General features: G+C 70.7%; 19 protein-coding genes and 1 riboswitch. Of the genes, 3 read left to right on the forward strand and 16 right to left on the reverse strand.

What is annotated here, in order from left to right; all coding sequences use genetic code 11:
* Positions 1–20: 20 nt before the first annotated feature.
* The 3 genes from INTCA_RS09160 to INTCA_RS09170 all read right to left on the reverse strand — a co-directional run bounded on the left by INTCA_RS09160 (position 21) and on the right by INTCA_RS09170 (position 2,332).
* Entirely contained in the window at positions 21–407 is a 387-nt protein-coding gene (locus INTCA_RS09160; protein ID WP_013492635.1) for a DUF2695 domain-containing protein, read from the reverse strand.
* Positions 408–548: 141 nt separating this feature from the next.
* Positions 549–1,160 (reverse strand): FMN reductase, encoded by a 612-nt coding sequence (locus INTCA_RS09165; RefSeq protein ID WP_013492636.1) that lies wholly within the window; start codon positions 1,158–1,160, stop codon positions 549–551.
* Complete coding sequence (locus INTCA_RS09170) at positions 1,157–2,332, reverse strand: LLM class flavin-dependent oxidoreductase (protein ID WP_013492637.1); 1,176 nt, start codon at positions 2,330–2,332, stop codon at positions 1,157–1,159. The genes INTCA_RS09165 and INTCA_RS09170 overlap by 4 nt, the downstream gene beginning before the upstream one ends.
* A gap of 201 nt (positions 2,333–2,533) precedes the next feature.
* Between INTCA_RS09170 and INTCA_RS09175 the strand changes: the two genes are divergently transcribed.
* Entirely contained in the window at positions 2,534–3,289 is a 756-nt protein-coding gene (locus tag INTCA_RS09175; protein WP_013492638.1) for a TrmH family RNA methyltransferase, read from the forward strand.
* Here INTCA_RS09175 and INTCA_RS09180 read toward each other — a convergent pair.
* Positions 3,228–4,142, reverse strand: coding sequence for a PhzF family phenazine biosynthesis protein (locus INTCA_RS09180; RefSeq protein WP_013492639.1), 915 nt, complete (start codon positions 4,140–4,142; stop codon positions 3,228–3,230). The two genes, INTCA_RS09175 and INTCA_RS09180, sit on opposite strands and share 62 nt — an antisense overlap.
* A gap of 34 nt (positions 4,143–4,176) precedes the next feature.
* On the opposite strand from INTCA_RS09180, the gene INTCA_RS09185 reads away from it, so the two are divergent.
* Entirely contained in the window at positions 4,177–4,815 is a 639-nt protein-coding gene (locus tag INTCA_RS09185; protein WP_013492640.1) for a histidine phosphatase family protein, read from the forward strand.
* A gap of 43 nt (positions 4,816–4,858) precedes the next feature.
* Here INTCA_RS09185 and INTCA_RS09190 read toward each other — a convergent pair whose 3' ends face one another.
* From INTCA_RS09190 to clsA, 11 genes are all read right to left on the reverse strand, one after another.
* Positions 4,859–6,349 carry a glutamate-cysteine ligase family protein gene (locus tag INTCA_RS09190; RefSeq protein ID WP_041307483.1) on the reverse strand — a complete coding sequence of 497 codons (1,491 nt, stop codon included), beginning with the start codon at positions 6,347–6,349 and terminating at the stop codon, positions 4,859–4,861.
* Positions 6,350–6,402: 53 nt separating this feature from the next.
* On the reverse strand, positions 6,403–9,312 hold the full coding sequence (gcvP, locus tag INTCA_RS09195) for an aminomethyl-transferring glycine dehydrogenase (RefSeq protein WP_013492642.1): 2,910 nt from the start codon (positions 9,310–9,312) through the stop codon (positions 6,403–6,405).
* Between the two features lie 81 nt (positions 9,313–9,393).
* A riboswitch (glycine riboswitch) is annotated at positions 9,394–9,508 on the reverse strand.
* Between the two features lie 45 nt (positions 9,509–9,553).
* Positions 9,554–10,138, reverse strand: a complete 585-nt coding sequence (locus INTCA_RS09200; RefSeq protein WP_013492643.1) for a MerR family transcriptional regulator — start codon at positions 10,136–10,138, stop codon at positions 9,554–9,556.
* A gap of 153 nt (positions 10,139–10,291) precedes the next feature.
* Entirely contained in the window at positions 10,292–10,786 is a 495-nt protein-coding gene (locus tag INTCA_RS09205; RefSeq protein WP_013492644.1) for a bifunctional nuclease family protein, read from the reverse strand.
* 127 nt (positions 10,787–10,913) lie between these two features.
* On the reverse strand, positions 10,914–11,624 hold the full coding sequence (gene ftsR / locus INTCA_RS09210) for a transcriptional regulator FtsR (protein WP_013492645.1): 711 nt from the start codon (positions 11,622–11,624) through the stop codon (positions 10,914–10,916).
* Positions 11,605–12,051, reverse strand: a complete 447-nt coding sequence (locus tag INTCA_RS09215; protein ID WP_041308582.1) for an FHA domain-containing protein — start codon at positions 12,049–12,051, stop codon at positions 11,605–11,607. The genes ftsR and INTCA_RS09215 overlap by 20 nt, the downstream gene beginning before the upstream one ends.
* A gap of 117 nt (positions 12,052–12,168) precedes the next feature.
* The gene (gcvH, locus tag INTCA_RS09220) at positions 12,169–12,561 is read right to left on the reverse strand and encodes a glycine cleavage system protein GcvH (protein WP_013492647.1); all 393 of its coding nucleotides are present in this window, start codon (positions 12,559–12,561) and stop codon (positions 12,169–12,171) included.
* 118 nt (positions 12,562–12,679) lie between these two features.
* Positions 12,680–13,999: a DUF881 domain-containing protein gene (locus tag INTCA_RS18660; protein ID WP_013492648.1), complete on the reverse strand. Its 1,320-nt coding sequence runs from the start codon at positions 13,997–13,999 to the stop codon at positions 12,680–12,682.
* Positions 14,000–14,002: 3 nt separating this feature from the next.
* Positions 14,003–14,335: a small basic family protein gene (locus INTCA_RS09230; RefSeq protein WP_013492649.1), complete on the reverse strand. Its 333-nt coding sequence runs from the start codon at positions 14,333–14,335 to the stop codon at positions 14,003–14,005.
* 31 nt (positions 14,336–14,366) lie between these two features.
* A complete protein-coding gene (locus tag INTCA_RS09235) occupies positions 14,367–15,437 on the reverse strand; it encodes a DUF881 domain-containing protein (protein WP_244859812.1) in 1,071 nt (356 codons plus the stop codon).
* Positions 15,434–16,042, reverse strand: a complete 609-nt coding sequence (gene clsA, locus INTCA_RS09240; protein WP_013492651.1) for a cardiolipin synthase ClsA — start codon at positions 16,040–16,042, stop codon at positions 15,434–15,436. Before clsA ends, INTCA_RS09235 begins: the two co-directional genes overlap by 4 nt.
* A 138-nt stretch (positions 16,043–16,180) precedes the next feature.
* Between clsA and INTCA_RS09245 the strand changes: the two genes are divergently transcribed.
* Positions 16,181–17,695: a YibE/F family protein gene (locus INTCA_RS09245; RefSeq protein WP_083807889.1), complete on the forward strand. Its 1,515-nt coding sequence runs from the start codon at positions 16,181–16,183 to the stop codon at positions 17,693–17,695.
* Between the two features lie 532 nt (positions 17,696–18,227).
* On the opposite strand, the gene INTCA_RS09250 is transcribed toward INTCA_RS09245, so the two are convergent.
* The gene (locus INTCA_RS09250) at positions 18,228–19,400 is read right to left on the reverse strand and encodes an MFS transporter (RefSeq protein WP_013492653.1); all 1,173 of its coding nucleotides are present in this window, start codon (positions 19,398–19,400) and stop codon (positions 18,228–18,230) included.
* Positions 19,401–19,481: the final 81 nt, after the last annotated feature.

Raw genomic sequence — 19,481 nt, forward strand, 5'->3', positions numbered from 1 at the left:
CGCTCAGGCTGTCCCTCCCGTCACAGTGCGAGGCTGGCGCCACTGACCCACCACGAACACGGCTTCGTGGACCCGGGGCGGACGCCTTCGCACGGGGGAAGGACGCTCGGCGCGGCGAGGTCCCCCGACTGCGGGTCCCGGGTCCAGAGCACTGGTGACGGCTGCCAGATCTCGTGGATCACCTCGCAGTCACATCGCGCCCCGAGGGCGGTCAGGCGCCGCCGCAGAGTCACGGCGCGCCGCGCCCGGACGAGTCGGTAGTGCTCAGCCCAGCCGAGACCGTTGCTGCAGCCGCCGGCGAGCACCATCCGGTGGGTGAAGCACCCGAGGCACTCGCCCGATCGCGGCACGACACCGACCTTGGGGTCGACCCGGCTGCCGGTGAAGATGTGGATGACGTTGGACATGACCCTCCTTCAGCGGACAGCCTCTGCCCTCAAGCCCGCCTTCGCCCGACCGCGACGCAAAGCTGTGGACGGGGATGCCTGCGGCCAGGGGATGTGCACGACGCCTTCGGCTCGAGCCAGGCGCGCCCTCGGGCGCACCGGTCAGCCGCGAGACGCCTCGGCGAGGAGGGACTCGAACGGCGTGACGTCCTCGAACGGGTCGAGGACCGCCGGCGCGGGCGCGCCCGCGACGATCCGGACGAAGTCGGCGCCCGCCCGGTCGATCCTCGCCCCGAGCCGGCCCGCCGCCACGCTCCCCCAGTCCTCCGACGCGGCGAAGACCGCGACCGGTGCGACGAGGGCGCCCAGGTAGGCGAACAGCGGCCGCAGCGCATGGTCGATGGCGAGCGAGTGCCGCGCCGTGCCCCCGGTCGCGCCGAGGAGCACCGGCTTGCCCCGCAACGAGTCCTTGGGCAGGACGTCGACGAGCATCTTGAAGAGACCGCTGTAGGACGCGCTGTAGATCGGGGTCGACACGATGAGGGCGTCGGCCGCGACGATGGCGTCGAGACGGGCCTGCAGGTCCGGCGACGCGAAGCCGGTGAGCACGTTGTTGGTCAGGTCATGGGCGACCTCGCGAACCTCGATGACGTCAACGAGGACGTCCTCGGCGCCCAGCGCCCGGACGACCGCCTCGGTCAGGCGGTCGGCGAGCAGCCGGGTGGACGACGGTTCGGTGATGCCGGCCGTGATGACGGCGAGTCGGGTGGTCATCGGGGCTCTCCGTTCGCGGGGGTGGGGGTGCGCGACGCGTCGGGCGAGGCGCCCGTCACGTCGTCGGCGGGGGCATAGACGGTCGCGTCGTGACCGCCGCCGGCCTGGGCGACGAGCGAGGCGTGGGTGGGTGCGTCCGGCACGTGGGCGGGCTTGAGCGCGGCGAACTCCTTGCGGAGGACGGGCACGACCTCCTCGCCGAGGATGTCGAGCTGCTCGAGGACCGTCTTGAGCGGCAGCCCGGCGTGGTCCATCAGCCAGAGCTGACGCTGGTAGTCACCGACGTAGTCGCGGTAGCCGAGCGTGGCCTCGATGACCTGCTGGGGGCTGCCGACGAGGAGCGGGGTCTGCGCCATGAAGTCCTCGAGCGAGGGGCCGTGCCCGTAGACGGGGGCGTTGTCGAAGTACGGTCGGAACTCGCGGATGGCGTCCTGGCTGTTGGCCCGCATGAAGACCTGGCCACCCAGGCCGACGATCGCCTGGTCCGCCGAGCCGTGGCCGTAGTGCTCGAAGCGGCGCCGGTAGAGCTGCACCATCTGGCGGGCGTGGCTGGAGGGCCAGAAGATGTGGTTCGAGAAGAAGCCGTCACCGTAGTAGGCGGCCTGCTCGGCGATCTCGGGGCTGCGGATCGAGCCGTGCCACACGAAGGGCGGCACCCCGTCGAGCGGCCGCGGGGTCGAGGTGAAGCCCTGCAGGGGGGTGCGGTACTTGCCCTGCCAGTTGACGACGTCCTCGCGCCACAGTCGGTGGAGCAGCGCATAGTTCTCGATGGCGAGCGGGATGCCGTCGCGGATGTCCTTCCCGAACCACGGGTAGACCGGTCCGGTGTTCCCGCGCCCCATCATGAGGTCGATCCGGCCGTCGGCGAGGTGTTGGAGGTAGGCGTAGTCCTCGGCGAGCCGAACCGGGTCGTTCGTCGTGATGAGGGTGGTCGAGGTCGTGAGGATGATCCGCTCCGTCACGGCGGCCAGGTTCGCGAGCAGCACGGTGGGGTTGGCGGGGGCGACGAACGGCGGGTTGTGGTGCTCACCCGTCGCGAACACGTCGAGGCCGACCTCCTCAGCCTTGCGCGCGATGGCGACCGTGGCCTTGATCCGCTCCTGCTCGGTGGGGGTCCGGCCGGTGGTGGGGTCGGTGGTCACGTCGCCGACCGTGAAGATCCCGAACTGCATGTGTCCCAGCTCCTAATAGTTGATGATTCAATCATACCAACGAAGCCACTCCCCCGCGCATTCCCGTCCCCGGCTGATCCACGCTGATCCACGCCGATCCACGCCGATCCACGCCGTATGCCGCTGGGCTCGGTCCGCCCGCCCGCTCGGTCCCCGCGCGGCGGCGACCGCACGCCGGGCCCCGCGTGGGATCCTGACGGCGTGACGCCAGAGATCTCCCCCAAGGACCGGTTCATCACGGTCTACGGGCGCAACCCGGTCCACGAGGTGCTGCTCGACCCTGACCTGCACGTCGACAAGGTCGTCATCGCGGACAGTGCGCGCGGGTCGGGGCTCACGGAGATCCGCCGCGCGGCCGGCCGGCGCGGGATCACGGTCCAGTCCGCCCCAGCCGAGCGGGTCAAGAAGCTGGCCGGCAACGGCCGCCAGGACCAGGGCGTCTTCGCCGATGTCGTGGCCCCACGGATGCTTCCGCTCGAGGTCGCCATCGACCACGCCGACCTGCGCACCGTCCTCGTCCTCGACGGCATCACGACTCCGGCGAACGTCGGGATGATCCTGCGCTCGGCCACGGCGGCCGGCATCGACGGCATCGTCGTGCCCCGCCGGGGCGTGGCCTCCATCGACCCGCTCGTCGTCAAGGCGTCGGCCGGCATTGCGTTCCGGGCCCCGATCCTCAAGACGTTCACCGCGGTGGAAGCGGTCACCGCCCTGAAGGAGGCCGGCTTCCACATCGTCGGGCTCGACGCCGATGGGGACGACGACCTCTTCACGGCCCACCTGCGCGAACGGGTCGCCGTCGTCCTCGGCAGCGAGACGGCCGGCCACGGGCCGGAGGTCGCGCGACTCGTGGACACCTGGGTGTCGATCCCGATGACGGGCGGCGTCGAGTCGCTCAACGTGTCGGCAGCGGCCGCTGTCGTCTGTTTCGAGCTGGTCCGCCGCGCCCGGTCGTGACGCTGCCCGATCCGACCTCCGTGACTTGACCGGCGACGAAGACGGTCCCGTCGTCGTCGACCGACACGGCGAGGCGCGACGGCCTGGAGACCTGGGCGCCCTGCGAGATCGTCAGCTCCTGCCCGCGCCGGTCCCTCAATGAGAGCCAGCTGCCGAGGTTGGCCGCGGCGGATCCCGTCGCCGGGTCCTCCTCGAGGGCAGTGCCCGTCGCCGAGAACATTCGCGCAGTGACCGAGGACTCCCCCGTCCACGCCCAGACGTAGACCTGCGGTTCGCGGCCCGGCATCGAGAGCACCCGGTGCACCCCGCGCACGTCGGGGGCGCAGGCCGCGACCGCGTCGGCATCGGCGAGCTGGACGAGGAGCTGCTCGACGCCGGCATCGACCCAGTGCCCGCCCTCACCGACCACGGCGGCGGCCTGGACTCCCAGCACGTCCCCGACCTCGGACGCGGAGCTCTCGAGCGGCCGCGTGACCGCCGGGTTCGCCCGCAGCTGCCAACCCCCGTCGACCCGCCGCACCGGGATGCGACCGGCGGGCATCGACAGGGTGACCGCGTCGCAGCCCCTGCCGCCACCGTCGCAGAGGTCAGCGACGACGTGGGCGGTTCCGAGGGTGGGGTGGCCGGCGAACGGCATCTCGTAGGAGGCGGTGAAGATGCGGACGTCTGCCTCCGCTGCCGGCAGCCGCGTGCAGGTGATGAAGGTCGTCTCGCTGAGGTTGAACTGCCTTGCCCACGCCTGCATCTGCTCGGTGTCGAGCTCGCCGGCGTCGTCGAAGACACAGAGCGGGTTGCCCGAGAACGGGTCGTCGTCGACGGAGAACACGTTGAGCAGCCGGAAGCGCAGGTCCATGGCCCCAGTCTGCCCGGGCCGCTAGATTGCGCGCATGGCCAAACCCGACGGCGTCGTGCCCGGCAGCATCTACCTCTTCCGCCACGGCGAGACCGAGTGGTCCATCAGTGGCCAGCACACCGGCAGCACCGACCTGCCGCTCCTCCCCGAGGGCGAGGCTGCCGCGCGCGAGCTCGGCGAGATCCTGCGCCACCGCCGCTTCGAGCGGGTCCTCGTCTCGCCACTGCAGCGGGCGCGCCACACGGCCGAGCTGGCCGGCCTGGGCGACTTCGAGGTCGAGCCGCTCCTGCGCGAGTGGGACTACGGCGCCTACGAGGGCATCACCACAGCCGAGATCTCCGAGCGGCTCGGCCGACCCTGGGAGGTCTTCGCCGACGGCGTCACGCCCGGCGACACCCCGGGCGAGACCGTCGACGAGGTGGCGACCCGCGGCCAGCAGGTCATCGACAAGGTCTGGCCCGCCCTCGAGCGCGGCGACGTCGCCCTCTTCGGACACGGGCACGCGCTCCGCGTCCTCACCGCCGTCTGGCTGGGAACCACCCCTCGCTTCGGTCAGCACCTCATCCTCGACGCGGGCTCGATGAGCGTGCTGACGCACCACCGGTCCACCCGCTGCATCGGGACCTACAACCTGTCCCCGTGGCGCCTGCTCAAGGACTCCACCCCGTCGTAGCCCGGCGGACCCACGAGAGCGAGCCCAGCGGCATACGGGATGGTTACCTGGCCGCCGGCAGCTCCCACTCGTGGACCGGCTCGTTGGCGCTCATCCCCTCGATGTACTTCGCGAGCATCTCCCGGAGCGCTCGGTCGCGGGGCAGGCCTCGGGACTCGAGCCGGGCGACGCACTCCGCCTGCCAGCAGGCGCCGTTGGTGACCTTGAGACACCGCTGCTCGATGATCGTCAGGAAGCGGTCCCGAACCTTCTGGGAGACCCCCCACCGCTCGAGCCCCTCGTGCGCCATCGGCAACAGGCGCCGCAGGACCAGCTCGGTCGCCGGCACCTCACCGAGCCCCGGCCAATAGGTCCGCGCGTCGATCCCGAGCCTGGCGCCCTCCTCGAAGTTCGCCTCCGCGGCGGAGAAGCTCATCCGGGTCCACACCGGCCGGTCCTCCTCGGCCAGGACCCGGACCACGCCGTAGTAGAACGCGGCGTTCGCGAGGACGTCGGCGATGCTCGGCCCGGCCGGCAGGACCCGGTTCTCGACCCGCAGGTGCGGACGGCCCTGCACGATGTCGTAGATCGGCCGGTTCCAGCGGTAGACGGTCCCGTTGTGCAGCCGCAGCTCCTTCAGCTCTGGCACCTCGCCGCTCTCGAAGACCTCCTCCGGCTCCTCCTCCGAGATCTCGGGCAGCAGCGCCGGGAAGTAGCGGACGTTCTCCTCGAAGAGGTCGAAGATCGAGGTGATCCAGCGCTCCCCGAACCAGACCCGCGGCCGGACCCCTTGGTTCTTCAGCTCGATCGACCGGGTGTCCGTCGCCTGGGTGAACAGCGGGATGCGCGTCTCGGCCCAGAGCCGCTGGCCGAGGAAGAACGGCGAGTTCGCCCCCACGGCCAGCTGCGGGCCGGCGAGGACCTGCGCGGCGTTCCAGTGGTCGGCGAAGCGCTCCGGCTGAACCTGCAGGTGCAGCTGCATCGACGTGCACGCCGACTCGGGCGCGAGCGAGTCGGAGTATCGGGCGATCCGCTCGCCCGTCGGTCCCTCGAGCTCGAGCCACACGTCCTCGCCCCGCGCGTCGAGCACGGCGTTGTTGAGGGCCGCGTAGCGGATGTTCTCGCTGATCCAGTCACCCTCGAAGTGCTCCGGCATGACGGTGGGCAGGATGCCGATCGCGACGATCCCGGTGTGCAGCTCGGCCGCCCGGGCGGAGGCGTGGTTGAGCGACTCGCGCAGGTGCTGCTCGAGCTCGAGCGCGGCATCGCCGGGAAGCGGTCGCGGGTGGACGTTGAGCTCGATGTTGTAGCGCGCCAGCTCGGTCTGGTAGTTCGGGTCGGCGATCTGCTCGAGCACGCTCTTGTTGTCGAGCTTGGGTCCGAGGTCCTCGTTGACGAGGTTGAGCTCGATCTCCAGGCCCGTCATCGGACGGTCGAACTCGAACTGGCTGTGCCCCAGCATCCGCTCGAACACGTCGAGGTCGCGGCGAACCTTCTCGCGGTACTGCTGCCGCTGCTCCCGGGTGTACCTGGCCTGTTCGACGTCGGCTCCCACGAGCCGAGACAACCACACATGGCGCCTCGGCGCGAGGGAATCCGACGGGTGTGTCAGCTCTCGAATGCCTCCGGCGGCGGGCAGGAGCACACGAGGTGACGGTCGCCATAGGCTCCGTCGATGCGCCCGACCGGCGGCCAGTACTTGTCGGCGGCGTCCACGCCGACCGGGAACGCCGCGGCCGAGCGCTCGTACTCCTTGTCCCAGTCGTCGCTGGCGAGCGCGCGGGCGGTGTGCGGAGCGCTGCGCAGCATGCTCCCCGCAACGGCGACGTCGCCCTTGTGGATGGCCTCGATCTCGTCCCGGATCGCGATCATCGCGTCGCAGAACCGGTCGAGCTCGTACTTGTTCTCCGACTCGGTGGGCTCGACCATGAGCGTTCCCGCGACCGGGAAGCTCATCGTCGGCGCGTGGAAGCCGTAGTCGATGAGCCGCTTGGCGATGTCGTCGACGGTCACGCCGGTGTCCGCCGTGATCTTGCGCACGTCGAGGATGCACTCGTGTGCGACGAGCCCGTCCGGCCCCGAGTAGAGCACGGGGTAGTGCTCGCGGAGCCGCGCCGCGACGTAGTTGGCATTGAGGACGGCCACCTGCGTCGCGTGGCGCAGACCCGTGCCGCCCATGAGCCGCACGTACGCCCAGGAGATCGGCAGGATGCTCGCGGAGCCGTAGGGGGCGGCGCTGACCGGCCCCACCCCGGTCTCGGGGCCGGCTTCGGGGGCGAGCGGGTGGTTCGGCAGGTGCGGTGCCAGGTGCGCCCGGACGGCGACCGGGCCCACCCCGGGACCGCCACCGCCGTGCGGGATGCAGAATGTCTTGTGGAGGTTGAGGTGCGACACGTCGGCACCGAACTTGCCGGGCTGGGCGAGGCCGACGAGGGCGTTGAGGTTCGCTCCGTCGACGTAGACCTGCCCACCGGCGTCGTGGACGAGCGCGCACAGCTCGGTGATCGTGTCCTCGTAGACGCCGTGCGTCGACGGGTAGGTCACCATGATCGCCGCGAGGTTCTCGCGGTGCTGCTCGATCTTGCCCCGGAGGTCGTCCATGTCGACCGTGCCGTCGGGAGCCGTCTTGACGACGACGACCTTGAGGCCGGCCATGACGGCCGACGCGGCGTTCGTGCCGTGGGCGCTGGCCGGGATGAGGCAGATCCGTCGGTGGCTCTCGCCGCGAGCCTGGTGGTAGGCGTGGATCGCGAGGAGGCCGGCGAACTCGCCCTGGGAGCCGGCGTTCGGCTGGAGGGAAACCGCGTCATACCCGGTGATCTCGCAGAGCCACGAGGCGAGGTCGTCGATGAGGACGCGGATGCCCTCGGTCTGGTCCGCGGGCGCGAAGGGGTGCAGGTTGGCGAACTCGGGCCAGGTGATCGACTCCATCTCGGTCGTCGCGTTGAGCTTCATGGTGCACGAGCCGAGCGGGATCATGCCGCGGTCGAGGGCGAAGTCGCGGTCGGCGAGCCTGCGCAGGTAGCGCAGCATCGCCGTCTCCGAGCGGTGCGCGTGGAAGACCGGGTGCGTCAGGAAGTCCGACGTGCGCGCCAGATCAGCCGGTATGCCGCTGGGCTCGTTCCCGGCGTCGCCGACCGGCTGCTCGGGCTGGGCCTCGACGCCGAAGCCGGCGAGGACGGTGTCCAGCGTGGCCGCGGTGCTCGTCTCGTCGAGGCTCAGCGAGACGTGGTCGTCGTCGACCCGTCGAAGGTTGACGCCCCGCTCCAGCAGGTCGCGGACGACGCCGTCGGCTCGACCGGGAACAGAGACCGTCAGCGTGTCGAAATGGGTCTCGGTGACGACGTCCACGCCGCCGGCCCGGAGAGCCGCACGGAGGCGAGCGGTGTGCGACTGGATCCGCTGGGCGATGCCGGTCAGGCCCTCGGGACCGTGCCAGACCGCGTACATCGAGGCCATGACGGCGAGGAGCACCTGGGCGGTGCAGATGTTGGAGGTGGCCTTCTCCCGACGGATGTGCTGCTCGCGGGTCTGCAGCGCGAGGCGGTAGGCCGGCTTGCCGTGCGCGTCGACCGACACGCCGACGAGACGCCCGGGCAGCTGGCGCTCGAGGCCCTGGTGAACCGACATGTAGCCGGCGTGCGGGCCGCCGAAGCCCATCGGCACGCCGAGCCGTTGGGCGCTGCCGACTGCGATGTCGGCGCCCCACTCGCCCGGCGGCACGACGAGGGTGAGGGCGAGCAGGTCCGCGCAGGCGGTGACGAGCGCCCCGGCAGCGTCGGCGGCCTCGGCAAGAGCGCGCCAGTCGAGCACGGCCCCGGTCGCGTCGGGATACTGCACGACGACCCCGACCACGGTGGCGCCGTCAGCGGCAGCGCCCAGGTCCTCGGCCGAACGGACCCCTCGCAGATCGGCGACGACGAGCGGAAGTCCGATGGCGGAGGCTCGGGTGTGCATCACGGCGATGGTCTGCGGGAAGACCCGCTCGTCGACGACGACCACGCCGTCCGCGGCACGGGAGGCCCGGTGCATGAGGGACATCGCCTCCGCGGCCGCGGTCGCCTCGTCGAGCAGGGAGGATCCGGCGATGTCGAGGCCGGTCAGGTCGCTGACGACCGTCTGGAAGTTGAGCAGGGCCTCGAGTCGACCCTGGGAGATCTCAGGCTGGTAGGGCGTGTAGGCGGTGTACCACGCCGGGTTCTCGAGGACGTTGCGGCGCACGACGGGGGGCGTGACGGTGCCGTAGTAGCCGAGGCCGATGAGGGAGGTGAGCACGGTGTTGCGGGCGGCGAAGCCGCGCAGCTCCTCGATGACCGCGGACTCGCTGTCGGCGGCGTCGACCCGGAGCGCCTCGGTCGACCTGATGGCTCCCGGGATGGCCCGGTCGCACATGGCGTCGAGGCTGGGTTGACCGACGATGCCCAGCATCTGCTCGATGTCGTCGGCGCGGGGACCGACGTGCCGGCCCACGAAATCGGCGAAGGGGGTGTCGAGCGTGGCTGGGGACTGGGAAGACATCGGGGCTCCTGACGGGACGAGCGGATGACACACGCTCCCCGTCTGTCGGCGTCGGCGGCAGTGCCCACGTCCTCCAGGGTGCCTCGCCACATGGTCCGGGTGCCTGAGAGGTTCCGGGGATGTTGCCCCTTCGGCGCCGAGCCGAGGTCAGGCGACAAGCGCCTCACGTCGACCCGGTCTCTCCCATGTGGGTTGGACGGCACGGCAAACCTACCAGCCGCTCACCGGATGAGTGAGCGCCTCAGGAGATGCGGCGCGCCTGCCGCCGGGCGGTCAGCTCGTCGTCGGGGTGGTCCGACGGCTCCGAGTCCTCCGCGCGCTCACTCGGGAGCTGGGCCAGCTCGCCCTCGACCTCACGCCAGACCCGACCCACGGCGATGCCGAAGACTCCCTGCCCGCCCTGCACGAGGTCGATGACCTCGTCGGCGGAGGTGCACTCGTACACGGAGGCGCCATCACTCATCAGGGTGATCTGGGCGAGGTCCTCCACACCCCGCTCGCGCAGGTGCTCGATCGCCACGCGGATCTGGTGCAGCGAGACCCCGGTGTCGAGGAGTCGTTTGACCACCTTCAGCACGAGGATGTCGCGGAAACCGTAGAGACGCTGGGTCCCAGAACCCGTGGCTCCGCGCACGGACGGCTCGACCAGCCCGGTCCGGGCCCAGTAGTCGAGCTGACGGTAGGTGATCCCGGCCGCGCGACAAGCCGTGGGCCCGCGATAGCCGGCGTCCTCGGTCAGGTCCGGGAGGTCGTCGGAGAAGAGCATCCCCTGCGAGGGGAACGGTGGCCGCCGGCTCGCCGGGGCGGCATCCTCGATGGCGGCCATGCGAGTTCCTCTCGTTCGGGTCCGGGCGTCGAGCAGACGACATCCAGGTAACTACAGGCACGTTGTTCACTTCGACGGTAGGACCACGACCGGGCACCGTCAATCACCGGGGTCCCGAACGGCGCCGTGTCGTACCGGACCCCGCGGCGACGATCAGGGCTCCTGGGCCGGCCCGGGCTCACCGGGGTGCTCGAAGTCCTCTGCGGAGACATGGTCGAGGAACTCCTTGAACCGCTCGACCTCGTCGTCCTCATCAGAGGAGACCACGATCGCGGCCTCGTCGAGAATGCTCGGATCGACCAGGACCTTCGACCCGGTCCGCAGGGCCAGCGCGATGGCGTCAGAGGCTCGTGAGCTGATCTCCGTCGTGCCGTCGATGATGAGGGCGGCGTGGAAGACGGAGTCCTTGAGAGCGACGATCCGCACCTCGGTGAGCTGGTGCCCGAGAACCGCGAGGAGGTCGCGCATCAGGTCGTGCGTCAGGGGCCGTGGGGGGACCACTCCCTGCTGCGCGTAGGTGATGGCCGCCGCCTCCGGTGCCCCGATCCAGATCGGCAGGTACCGACCACCGTCCCGCTCTCGCAGCAGCACGATCGGCTGGTTCGTCGGCATCTCCACGCGGACGCCCAGGACGTCGACCTCTCTCACCACTCCACCGTACCTCTAGCGCGGCCCGGCGACCCTGTCACCGGGCCGGGTTCGCGGGTGGGTCGTCCGGCCCGGGGCGGCGGACGAGGGCGGTGCGGGCAGCCGGTGAGGTGCGGACCCCCCGGGGTCAGCGCTCGAGGCCGGAGCGCACCAGGGCGACGTGCAGGGCCACGCAGGCCGAGAGGATCTCCGCGGTCCGCTCCTCCTTCGACCCGCTCCCCCGTCGGGTGGCCAGGACCTGGTCGACGAGGCCGATCTCCCGGTCCGCGGCGGTCCGGAAGGGTCGGAGGTGTCGAGGTTCGAGCCCGTGCTCGGCCAGCCTTCGGGCCGCGACGGCGACGGAGACCGCTTCGGCGGTGAAGTGGCCGGTGCGGTCGGCGCGCAGCAGGCCGAAGCTCTCGAGCGCAGCGAACATGGGCTTGTCGATGCCGCTCGCCTGCCGCAGCTCAGGACCGGTGAGCCGCACTCGGGCGCGGGGGCGGAACGCCGCCGGTTCGGGACCGACAGGATCCGGCGTGGGGAGGTCGGGCTGCGGCCGAACGGACTCCGTGCCTGGGTCGGCCAGACCACGGTCGAGGGCATCGAGAGCCTCGCGAATGACCTTGAGGGGCCAGAAACGGTCCCGCTGCGCGGCGAGGATGTAGCGCAGGCGGTCGACATCCTCGGGGCGGAAGACTCGGTAGCCGGCCGGCGTGCGTTCCGGTGCGACGAGACCCTGGGTCTCGAGGAACCGCACCTTGGACGAGGTGACGTCGGGGAAGTCGTCCCGGAGCCGCTCCAGCACCTGCCCGATCGTGAGACCGCTCCGAGCTGGTGGGTCAGGCCGCGTAGTAGACAAGCCGGAACTTGCCGATCTGGACCTCGTCCCCCGTGTGGAGCTGCATCTCGTCGATCCGCTCACGGTTCACGTAGGTGCCGTTGAGGGACCCGGCGTCGCGCACGAGGTAGCCAGATTCGCCCGCGATGAAGCTCGCGTGCTTGCGAGACACGGTCACGTCGTCCAGGAAGATGTCGGAGTCGGGGTGGCGTCCTGCGGACACCTCGAGGTCGTCGAGGAGGAACCGGGCGCCGCTGTTGGGGCCACGGAGCACGATCAGCAGTGCGGTCCCCGGGCGGAGCGCCTCGATGGTCGCCTGGTCCTCCGGGCTGAGCCCACGGATGTCCGTCGTCTCGACGTGGTCGGGCCCGGCAGTGGGGACGCCCTGGAACCGCATGGTGCGGGGTTCGACCGTGTAGTCGTCCTGGCCGCGCTGGTCGCTCGACATGCGGTCCTCCTCGTGGCGATGGTTCGTGGGGTTCTCCACTCTAGTTCACTCCGGCGCCCTGTCGGCGAACGCACGTGCGGGGGCCGCACCGGACGCCGACAGGGCCGCTGGCCGGAGTCAGGAGAGGGTGGCCACGTAGCCGTTGGAGTCGAGCAGGCCCTCCAGCGCAGAGGGGTCCTCGAGGCGCAGCTCGAACATCCAGCCCTCACCGTAGGGGTCGGAGTTGACGAGCTCCGGCGTGGCGTCGAGAGCTGGGTTGACTGCGGTCACCTCACCCGCGAGCGGTGCGTAGATGTCGCTGACTGACTTCGTCGACTCGACCTCGCCGCAGGCGTCACCGACTGCGACCGTGTCCCCGACGGCCGGCAGCGAGACGTAGACGACGTCGCCCAGAGCGTCCTGGGCGAAGGAGGTGATTCCGACCCGGACCACGCCGTCGTCGTCCGCCTCGCGGACCCACTCGTGGTCACTCGTGTAGCGCAGGTCGGAGGGGTAGTCGAGGTCACTCATGAGTCGCTCCTGTCAGAACGGGTTGGATCGGGTGGGCGGGATCTGCTGAGCGGAGAGAGCCGGCCGGAGGACCGGCCCTCGTCGGTCGGTCCACGGGCGGACGGCTCGAATCTACCGCTCACTGGACCGGCTTCGCGTGGACCGGCTCGACCGGGGTGTGGACGGAGGTGATGGTGATCGACTTCGCCTGGTTCACCGATGCGTTCGCGCCCTTGAGCCGGATCGTCTCGACGATCCCGCCGGGGATCGTCATGGCCGAGGCGAGCGTGTTCGGGTCGCCGATCGCCTTCACGAGGATGGGCCGCCGGATCGGCTGCCCATCGACGGACAGGGTACCGCTGGCGTCGCCGACGTACGACGAGGCGACGACCCGCACTCCCCCGACCTCGATCGACTCCGCGCCCGCGTCCCGCAGCTCCTGGATGAGGTCAAGGACGACGGGCCCGCTGACGCCCCGGTCGGGGTCGGTGATGGAGACGGTGATGCCCGGTCCCTGGGCCCCGATGGTGCCGGCGAGGATGCCGAGCGTGTCGGCGCGCCGCTGGGCCTGCTCCAGCGCCTCACCGGCGCTGCCGGTGCCGCTGAGGAGCCGGTCCCTCGTGATCTCCAGCTCGTGGATCTGCTGGTCGAGTCGGCTGGACCGGGAGGTGATGTCGTCGAGGAGCCGGATCAGGTCGGTCTGGCTCAGCTCGCTGAGGCCCCGTTCGTTGGTCAGCTGGACCTGGGTCGCGATGGCGACACCGAGGGCGATGGCCAGGAGAGCGCCGAGGGCGTTCGCCTTGGTCGTGCGCGGCTTGCTCATCCGCAGCAGCCGACGCCAGGCGGCCTTCCCCTCCACGTGCCCGGGCGGCACCGTGGGCGGGGCGCTCCCCTGCTCGACGGGCATGGCCGAAGGTAGGCCGTATGCCGCCGGGCCGGCTTCCCCGGCCGAGGTGGCGGGAGGCGTCGGCGGGGTGACCGCGGCCGGGGTGCCGGCCACGGCGGCCGGGGTGCCGGCCACGGCGGGCGTGGGTGTCATCTCGGCCACGGCGGGCGTGGGTGTCATCTCGGCCACGGCGGGCGTGGGTGTCATCTCGGCCACGGCGGGCGTGGGTGTCATCTCGGCCACGGCGGGCGGAGTGTCTGCATCCCCGGGCCGTGCCTGCACTGGCTTCGCGTCCTGCGGCTGGTCCTCGGCGCGCGCTGCCTCGCCGGCCGCGCCCGGTCCGGCCGCGCTCGGCTCGACCGCACCCTCTGGGGGTGGGGCGCTTGGGATCTGCTCCTCCGAGAGGCTCGGCTCCTCCGGGAGCGCTTCGGAGGCACCGGTCGGCTCAGGTGCAGGCGGAGGGGTCGCCCTTGCTTCGTTGCCCGGCGCCGCGGTGGTCGAGGTGTCGGGTGGCGCGCTGGTCACCTGCGCACGCGCGGTGGTCTTGGACTTGCTCCTCTTGCGTCGCGCCATGGGTCAGGCCCTGAAGAGGTGGCGGCGGATCGACGCGACGTTGGAGAAGATCCGAACTCCGAGGACGACCACGACACCGGTGGAGAGCTGGGACCCCACCCCGAGCTGGTCGCCGAGGAAGACGATGAACGCCGCCACGATGACATTGGAGAGGAACGACACGACGAACACCTTGTCGTTGAAGATCCCGTCGAGGACCGCGCGCACCGCGCCGAACACCGCATCGAGCGCCGCGATCACGGCGATGGGCAGGTAGGGCTGGATCCACACGGGGACTGCGGGATCGACCAGGAGCCCGATCGTCAGCCCGACGAGTAGTCCCAGGGCTGGAATCACGAATTGCTCCTCTGCGAGTGACGGGCTGCGGTCATGGAGTGGCGTCCTCGGTGGGTCTTGGATCGCTCGCGTCCCGGGTGAGGCTACTGCCATCGGACGTCTCCGTCACGGTGGCCCTCGGGACCTCGCTCGAGACAGCGTTCGGCTGGTCGTTCGGCTGGTCGTTCGGCTGGTCGTTCGGCTCGGTGCCGGCCGGCGCGGAGGTGCCGCCCAGCAAGGGACCGGTGCTCGCCGTCGCACCCGCGTCGATGGGCTTCGCTGACGTGAGCCGGGTCAGCGAGTCGGCCGGCACGGTCAAGGCGTCACCTGCCGTGAGGTCGGTCGTGATGCCGAACTGCTCCTCGAGCTGGCTGAGGTAGACGCCGGCGAAGGATGGCTCGAACAGCTGCTGCATCCTCGCCGCGTCCCCGAGCGCCGTGATGACATAGGGCGGGGTGATCGGGCGGAAGTCGACGATGATCGCCTGTCCTGCGAAGCGGATGGCGGCGGTCGAGGTCAGACGGTGCCCGTTGATCGCGATGGCCTCGGCTCCGACCCCCCAGAGTCCGTTGACGATGATCTGCAGGTCGCTGGAGGTGACGCGGCCCGAGTCGAAGCCACCGCTCGGCCGGCTCCCGGCATCCGCGTCCCTCTCGGAGTCGGCCGCATCCCCCACCGTGAGGGTCAGACCGGACCCCTTCATCGGGGTGAAGCCGGCCTGGATCTCCAGCTCCTTGATCGTGTCCGTGAGGTCGGCGGCACCGGCCTGGCGCAGCGCCAGGGCCTCCAGCTCGCTCACCTCCTTGCGCAGCCCGGCGATCGTCGCTTCCTGGCTCTGCCCCTGCGTCTGGATCGCCTCGATGCGCGCCACGAGCTCGCCCTTGACGGAGGCCGCCGCCGTCGGGCGGGGCCGGAGCGCCTGCGCCCCGACCGCGAAGAGGAACCCTGTGACCACCATCATGGCGATGACCATCGCGGTCCGGGTGGGGGTGGCAGGGGGAAGCCCCGCGGCGGCCCGACGGTCAGCCGCCTGCTGGTAGCCAGGGTCAAGCGGTCGCTCCAGCATCGAGGTGAGGAGCGTCATCGAGGCGTCCGGCCGGCGCGGACTGGACGGTGTGCTCACGCGGGCTCCACGGAGGCCCGGGCCAGCACGAACCGAGCCTGAAGTGCATAGAGGACGGCGGCGAGCCAGTAGAGGACGATGCCCCACCACGCGAATCCCCACCCGACCGGACGCGCCAGCTCGCCGATCCAGTCGGTCCGGTTCGCCAGGAGCAGGAGCGGGAAGGCGTAGAGCAGGTTGAACGTTGCCGCCTTGCCGACGAAGTGCACGGGCAGGCCGACGGTGCCGCGTCGCCGCAGGTGCAGGAGCATCACGCTCATGACCAGCTCACGCAGCACGAGCGCGGCCACCAGCCAGACGGGAATGATGTCGCGCCAGGCGAGCCCGATCAGCGTGGTCAGGATGTAGAGCCGGTCGGCGACGGGGTCGAGCAGCTGTCCGAAACGCGACTCCATGTGGAACTTGCGGGCGATCTTGCCGTCGGCGTAGTCCGTCATCCCGCTCAGCATGAGCACGAGCAGAGCCCAGCCATCCGCCTCGGTGAGGATCGCCCAGATGAAGACCGGCACGCCGATGAGCCGCAGGATCGACAGCACGTTGGGAAGGGTCAGCAGACGGCCCGATACCTCGGCCGGACGGTGCTCCGACACGATCTCGCCATCCACGTGTCAGAGCCTAACGGCCGGATCAGCTCCGGGCTGCGCCCGGGGAGACTCGTGACCGAGACGAGTCCTCGTCAGTGCTCGACCGGGTGGCGCCGCGGAACCACGTACCTCACGGCTGGGCGTGGCACACTCTCAGCCATGCCCGGCGGACACCTCCACTCCCAAGGACACCATCGAAGCGGCGCCCACTCGCACGGCCACGGGCACGGCAGTGGCCCTCAGGTCGAGGTGGGCTCGCTGGCGAAGCTGGCCCTGATCGCGTTCCTCATCCTCACCGCGGCAGGCACGGTGTTCGGTCTCGTCCGGTACTGGCCCTCCGGGGCCTCGGCGGCTGACCGGGTCGGGTCCTCTGACTTCGCGGCGCCGGGCGTCACCTTTCCCATCGCCACCGTCTCAGAGGTGCTGCCGCCCTGCGCCGGTGCAGAGAGCCAGGTCGGCGCGGCCCCCCTGCAGAACCAGCGTGGGGACGTCGCGGCCGACTCCGCCACCTGCGGAGCCATCCGAGTGAACCTCGAGCCCGAGACGGGTGACTGGAACGACCAGGTCACCGTGACCATCTCTGTGCCCGGCCCGGTCTCGACCTCGGGACTGCAGGCCGGCGACAAGGTCCAGCTCCTCAAGATCCCGCCGCAGGGCGCAGAACCGGCGGCCTACTCGTTCCTGCAGGTCCAGCGCGGTGCGCCGCTCGCACTCCTCCTGGCGCTGTTCGTCCTCGTCGTCGCGGTGGTGGCTCGGCTGCGCGGCGTCCTCGCTCTCGTCGGGCTGGGCTTCGGCGGTCTCCTCGTCATCAAGTTCATGCTGCCTGCGCTGCTCGAGGGACAGCCCGGCATGCGCGTCGCTCTCATCGCCTCCACAGCCATCATGTTCGTCGTCCTCTACCTGACGCACGGCCTCTCGACCCGGACGAGCACCGCCCTGGCGGGCACGTTCTTCGGGTTGGCCATCACCGCCGTCCTGGGCGTTCTCGCCGTCCACCTCGCCCGGCTGAGCGGCGTCGCGGACGACGAAGGGGCGATGCTTGTCGCGTTCAACGAGACGATGCGCCCGCGCGACCTGCTCACCGCCGCCATCATCGTCGCCGGTCTCGGCGTGCTCAACGACGTGACCATCACCCAGTCCTCCGCAGTGTGGGAGCTGCGCGCCGCGGCGCCGCACCTGTCCCGTCGCACGCTCTTCTCCTCAGGCATGAGGATCGGACGCGACCACATCGCGTCGACCATCTACACCATCGTGTTCGCCTACGCCGGCGCCGCACTGCCGGTCCTGCTGCTGCTCTTCCTCTACGAGCGACCGGTCCTCGACCTCCTCCAGGCTGAGTCGATGTCCGAGGAGATCGTCCGCACCCTGGCCAGCGCCATCGGCCTGGTCCTCGCGGTCCCGGCCACCACCGCGATCGCCGCGCTGACCGTCGGCAGAGCCCGAGACCCGGAGATCCTGCCGACCGAGTACCTGTCGCCGGACGGCGACGCGGGCCGCGGAGAGGTTGACGCGAGTCCCACGACCGACCCGACGCTCACCGTGGGTCGACCCGTGGACCGCCGGGCCGCAGGACGGCCTCGTGGTCCCAGCGCCACCGAACTCCAACAACGCGCCGCGCAGATCCAGCGCCCCCCCACCTCGCGCTCGGAGCTGCGCTCGCGTTCGAGACGCTGACCCCGCCCACGCGGACGGGGAGATGCGAGCGCCCCCGGGCTCAGCGGCATACGACCTTGGAACGCCTCAGCCGTCGCGCCGGGAGCGTCGCAGGCCCCCCACCCGACGCTCTCGGAGCAGCCGCCCCGTCCTCCGCCCGCAGGGGCGGAGGACGGGGGTTGTTCAGGAGATGACGGAGGTCGCCCTCTCCAGGTCCAGCTCGACGCCGTGGCGCTCGACGGCACCCTGAGGCGGCCGGCACGTCGTGGTGCTCGGAGAACCCATGGTCCAGGTGAACGTGGGTGATCTGGTCGTCCGCGCTGGCGAGGTGGCGCACGACCGCCATCACGATCGCAAGCCAGCCGCCGCACCACGACACCGTCCACTCCACCTCGCTGTCGGCTGCAGCCCTGCCCTGCACCGAGGTCGGCGGCTTCGCCCAGGTGCCGTCCGCGGACCAGTCGGAGAAAACGGTGGTTGATGGAGTTCCACATGCCCGAACCGCTCGGGGATGTCACGCTGGGCCGGCTGGGTAGGGATCGAAGCCCTTCTCTCAGGGAGATGTTCGCTGTGGCTGACGCCGTCGGCTGTCGGCTATGAACATCCGCCTTGCAATGACCAGGAGAGCGGCCGCGGCGAGCATGATGCCGGCGGCTAGGCGCCACGCCGTGGAGTAGCCGACGGCGGTAGCGAGGAGACCGAAGAGCACCGGTCCCAGTGCCGCGCCGGCGAAATTGCCTCCCTGGATTGCCCCGGATGCCGCGCCAGGGTTGTCGCGCCCGACGCGGACCACGGCGAACAGCAACACTCCGGGCCAGCTCCAGCCGATGCCGAAGGCGATCAGGGTCCCCACGACCAGCGTCGCGACGTCCTGGAGAGACAACAAGAAGACGCCCGCCGCTCCCACCAAGAGATGGGCGGAAACGATCGGCATGTGCCAGCCGACCCGCCGATCGGCCGCGAACCCCGAGGCGAGCCGGGCGACGAGAGCAAGGGCGCCCCCGGCGGAGAGCAGCAGGCCGCTGCGCGCAGGCGACAGGCCGAGTTCGTGAGCCCAGACGGGGAGAAATGCGCCGAGACACACGACCGCGCTGGTGGCCAGCATCGTCGCAGCGCCACTCACCAGGAGAGCGGCGACAGGAGGGCGGTCAAGGGCGCCGGACGATGGCCCGGCCGTCGGGTGAACCGAACGCTGTCGAACCCCGAACGCTGCTACGAGCACGCAGACGCCTCCGGTGATCGCGAACGTCCAGCGCCACCCGACCCACACGCCCACCGAGGGAACGGCCAGGCCACCGAGCATGACTGCGAGCGGCACGGCCGACTGTTTGATTCCGTAGGCCATGCCCTGCCGGCTGGGCGGTACGGTCCGGGCCAGCGTCACGTTTGCCGTCATCTGCAGTGCAGCGTTGCCCGCACCGGCCAACAGCAGCAGAACGAGGAGGCTGACGAACGACTGGGCTCCCACAGCTATGCCCAACGTGGCGCCAGCGCTGATTCCGGCGGCGACCAGAGTGGAGGCACGGGAGCTCATCCGGTCGACAAGCCCTCCACAGGTCAGGGAGACGACGGCCGCGACTCCGAAGAAGGCACCTGCCGCGAGACCGAGTCGGGCGTCGTCGACCCTGAGGTCATCCCGGATGAGAACGGCCTGCGCGCCGACCAGGAAGACCGGCAGCGTGCCCAGGGTTGCGAGCCCGCCGGCCGCGCCAGCGTTGCGCAGCATGTGCTGGGTGGCTGCGGTGTTCGGCCCAGCCGTCGACCGGTACCCAACCCTGCCGCTGCGTGCCCTCGACACGGTGACCGC

The sequence above is a fragment of the Intrasporangium calvum DSM 43043 genome (assembly GCF_000184685.1).
Taxonomy (GTDB): domain Bacteria; phylum Actinomycetota; class Actinomycetes; order Actinomycetales; family Dermatophilaceae; genus Intrasporangium; species Intrasporangium calvum.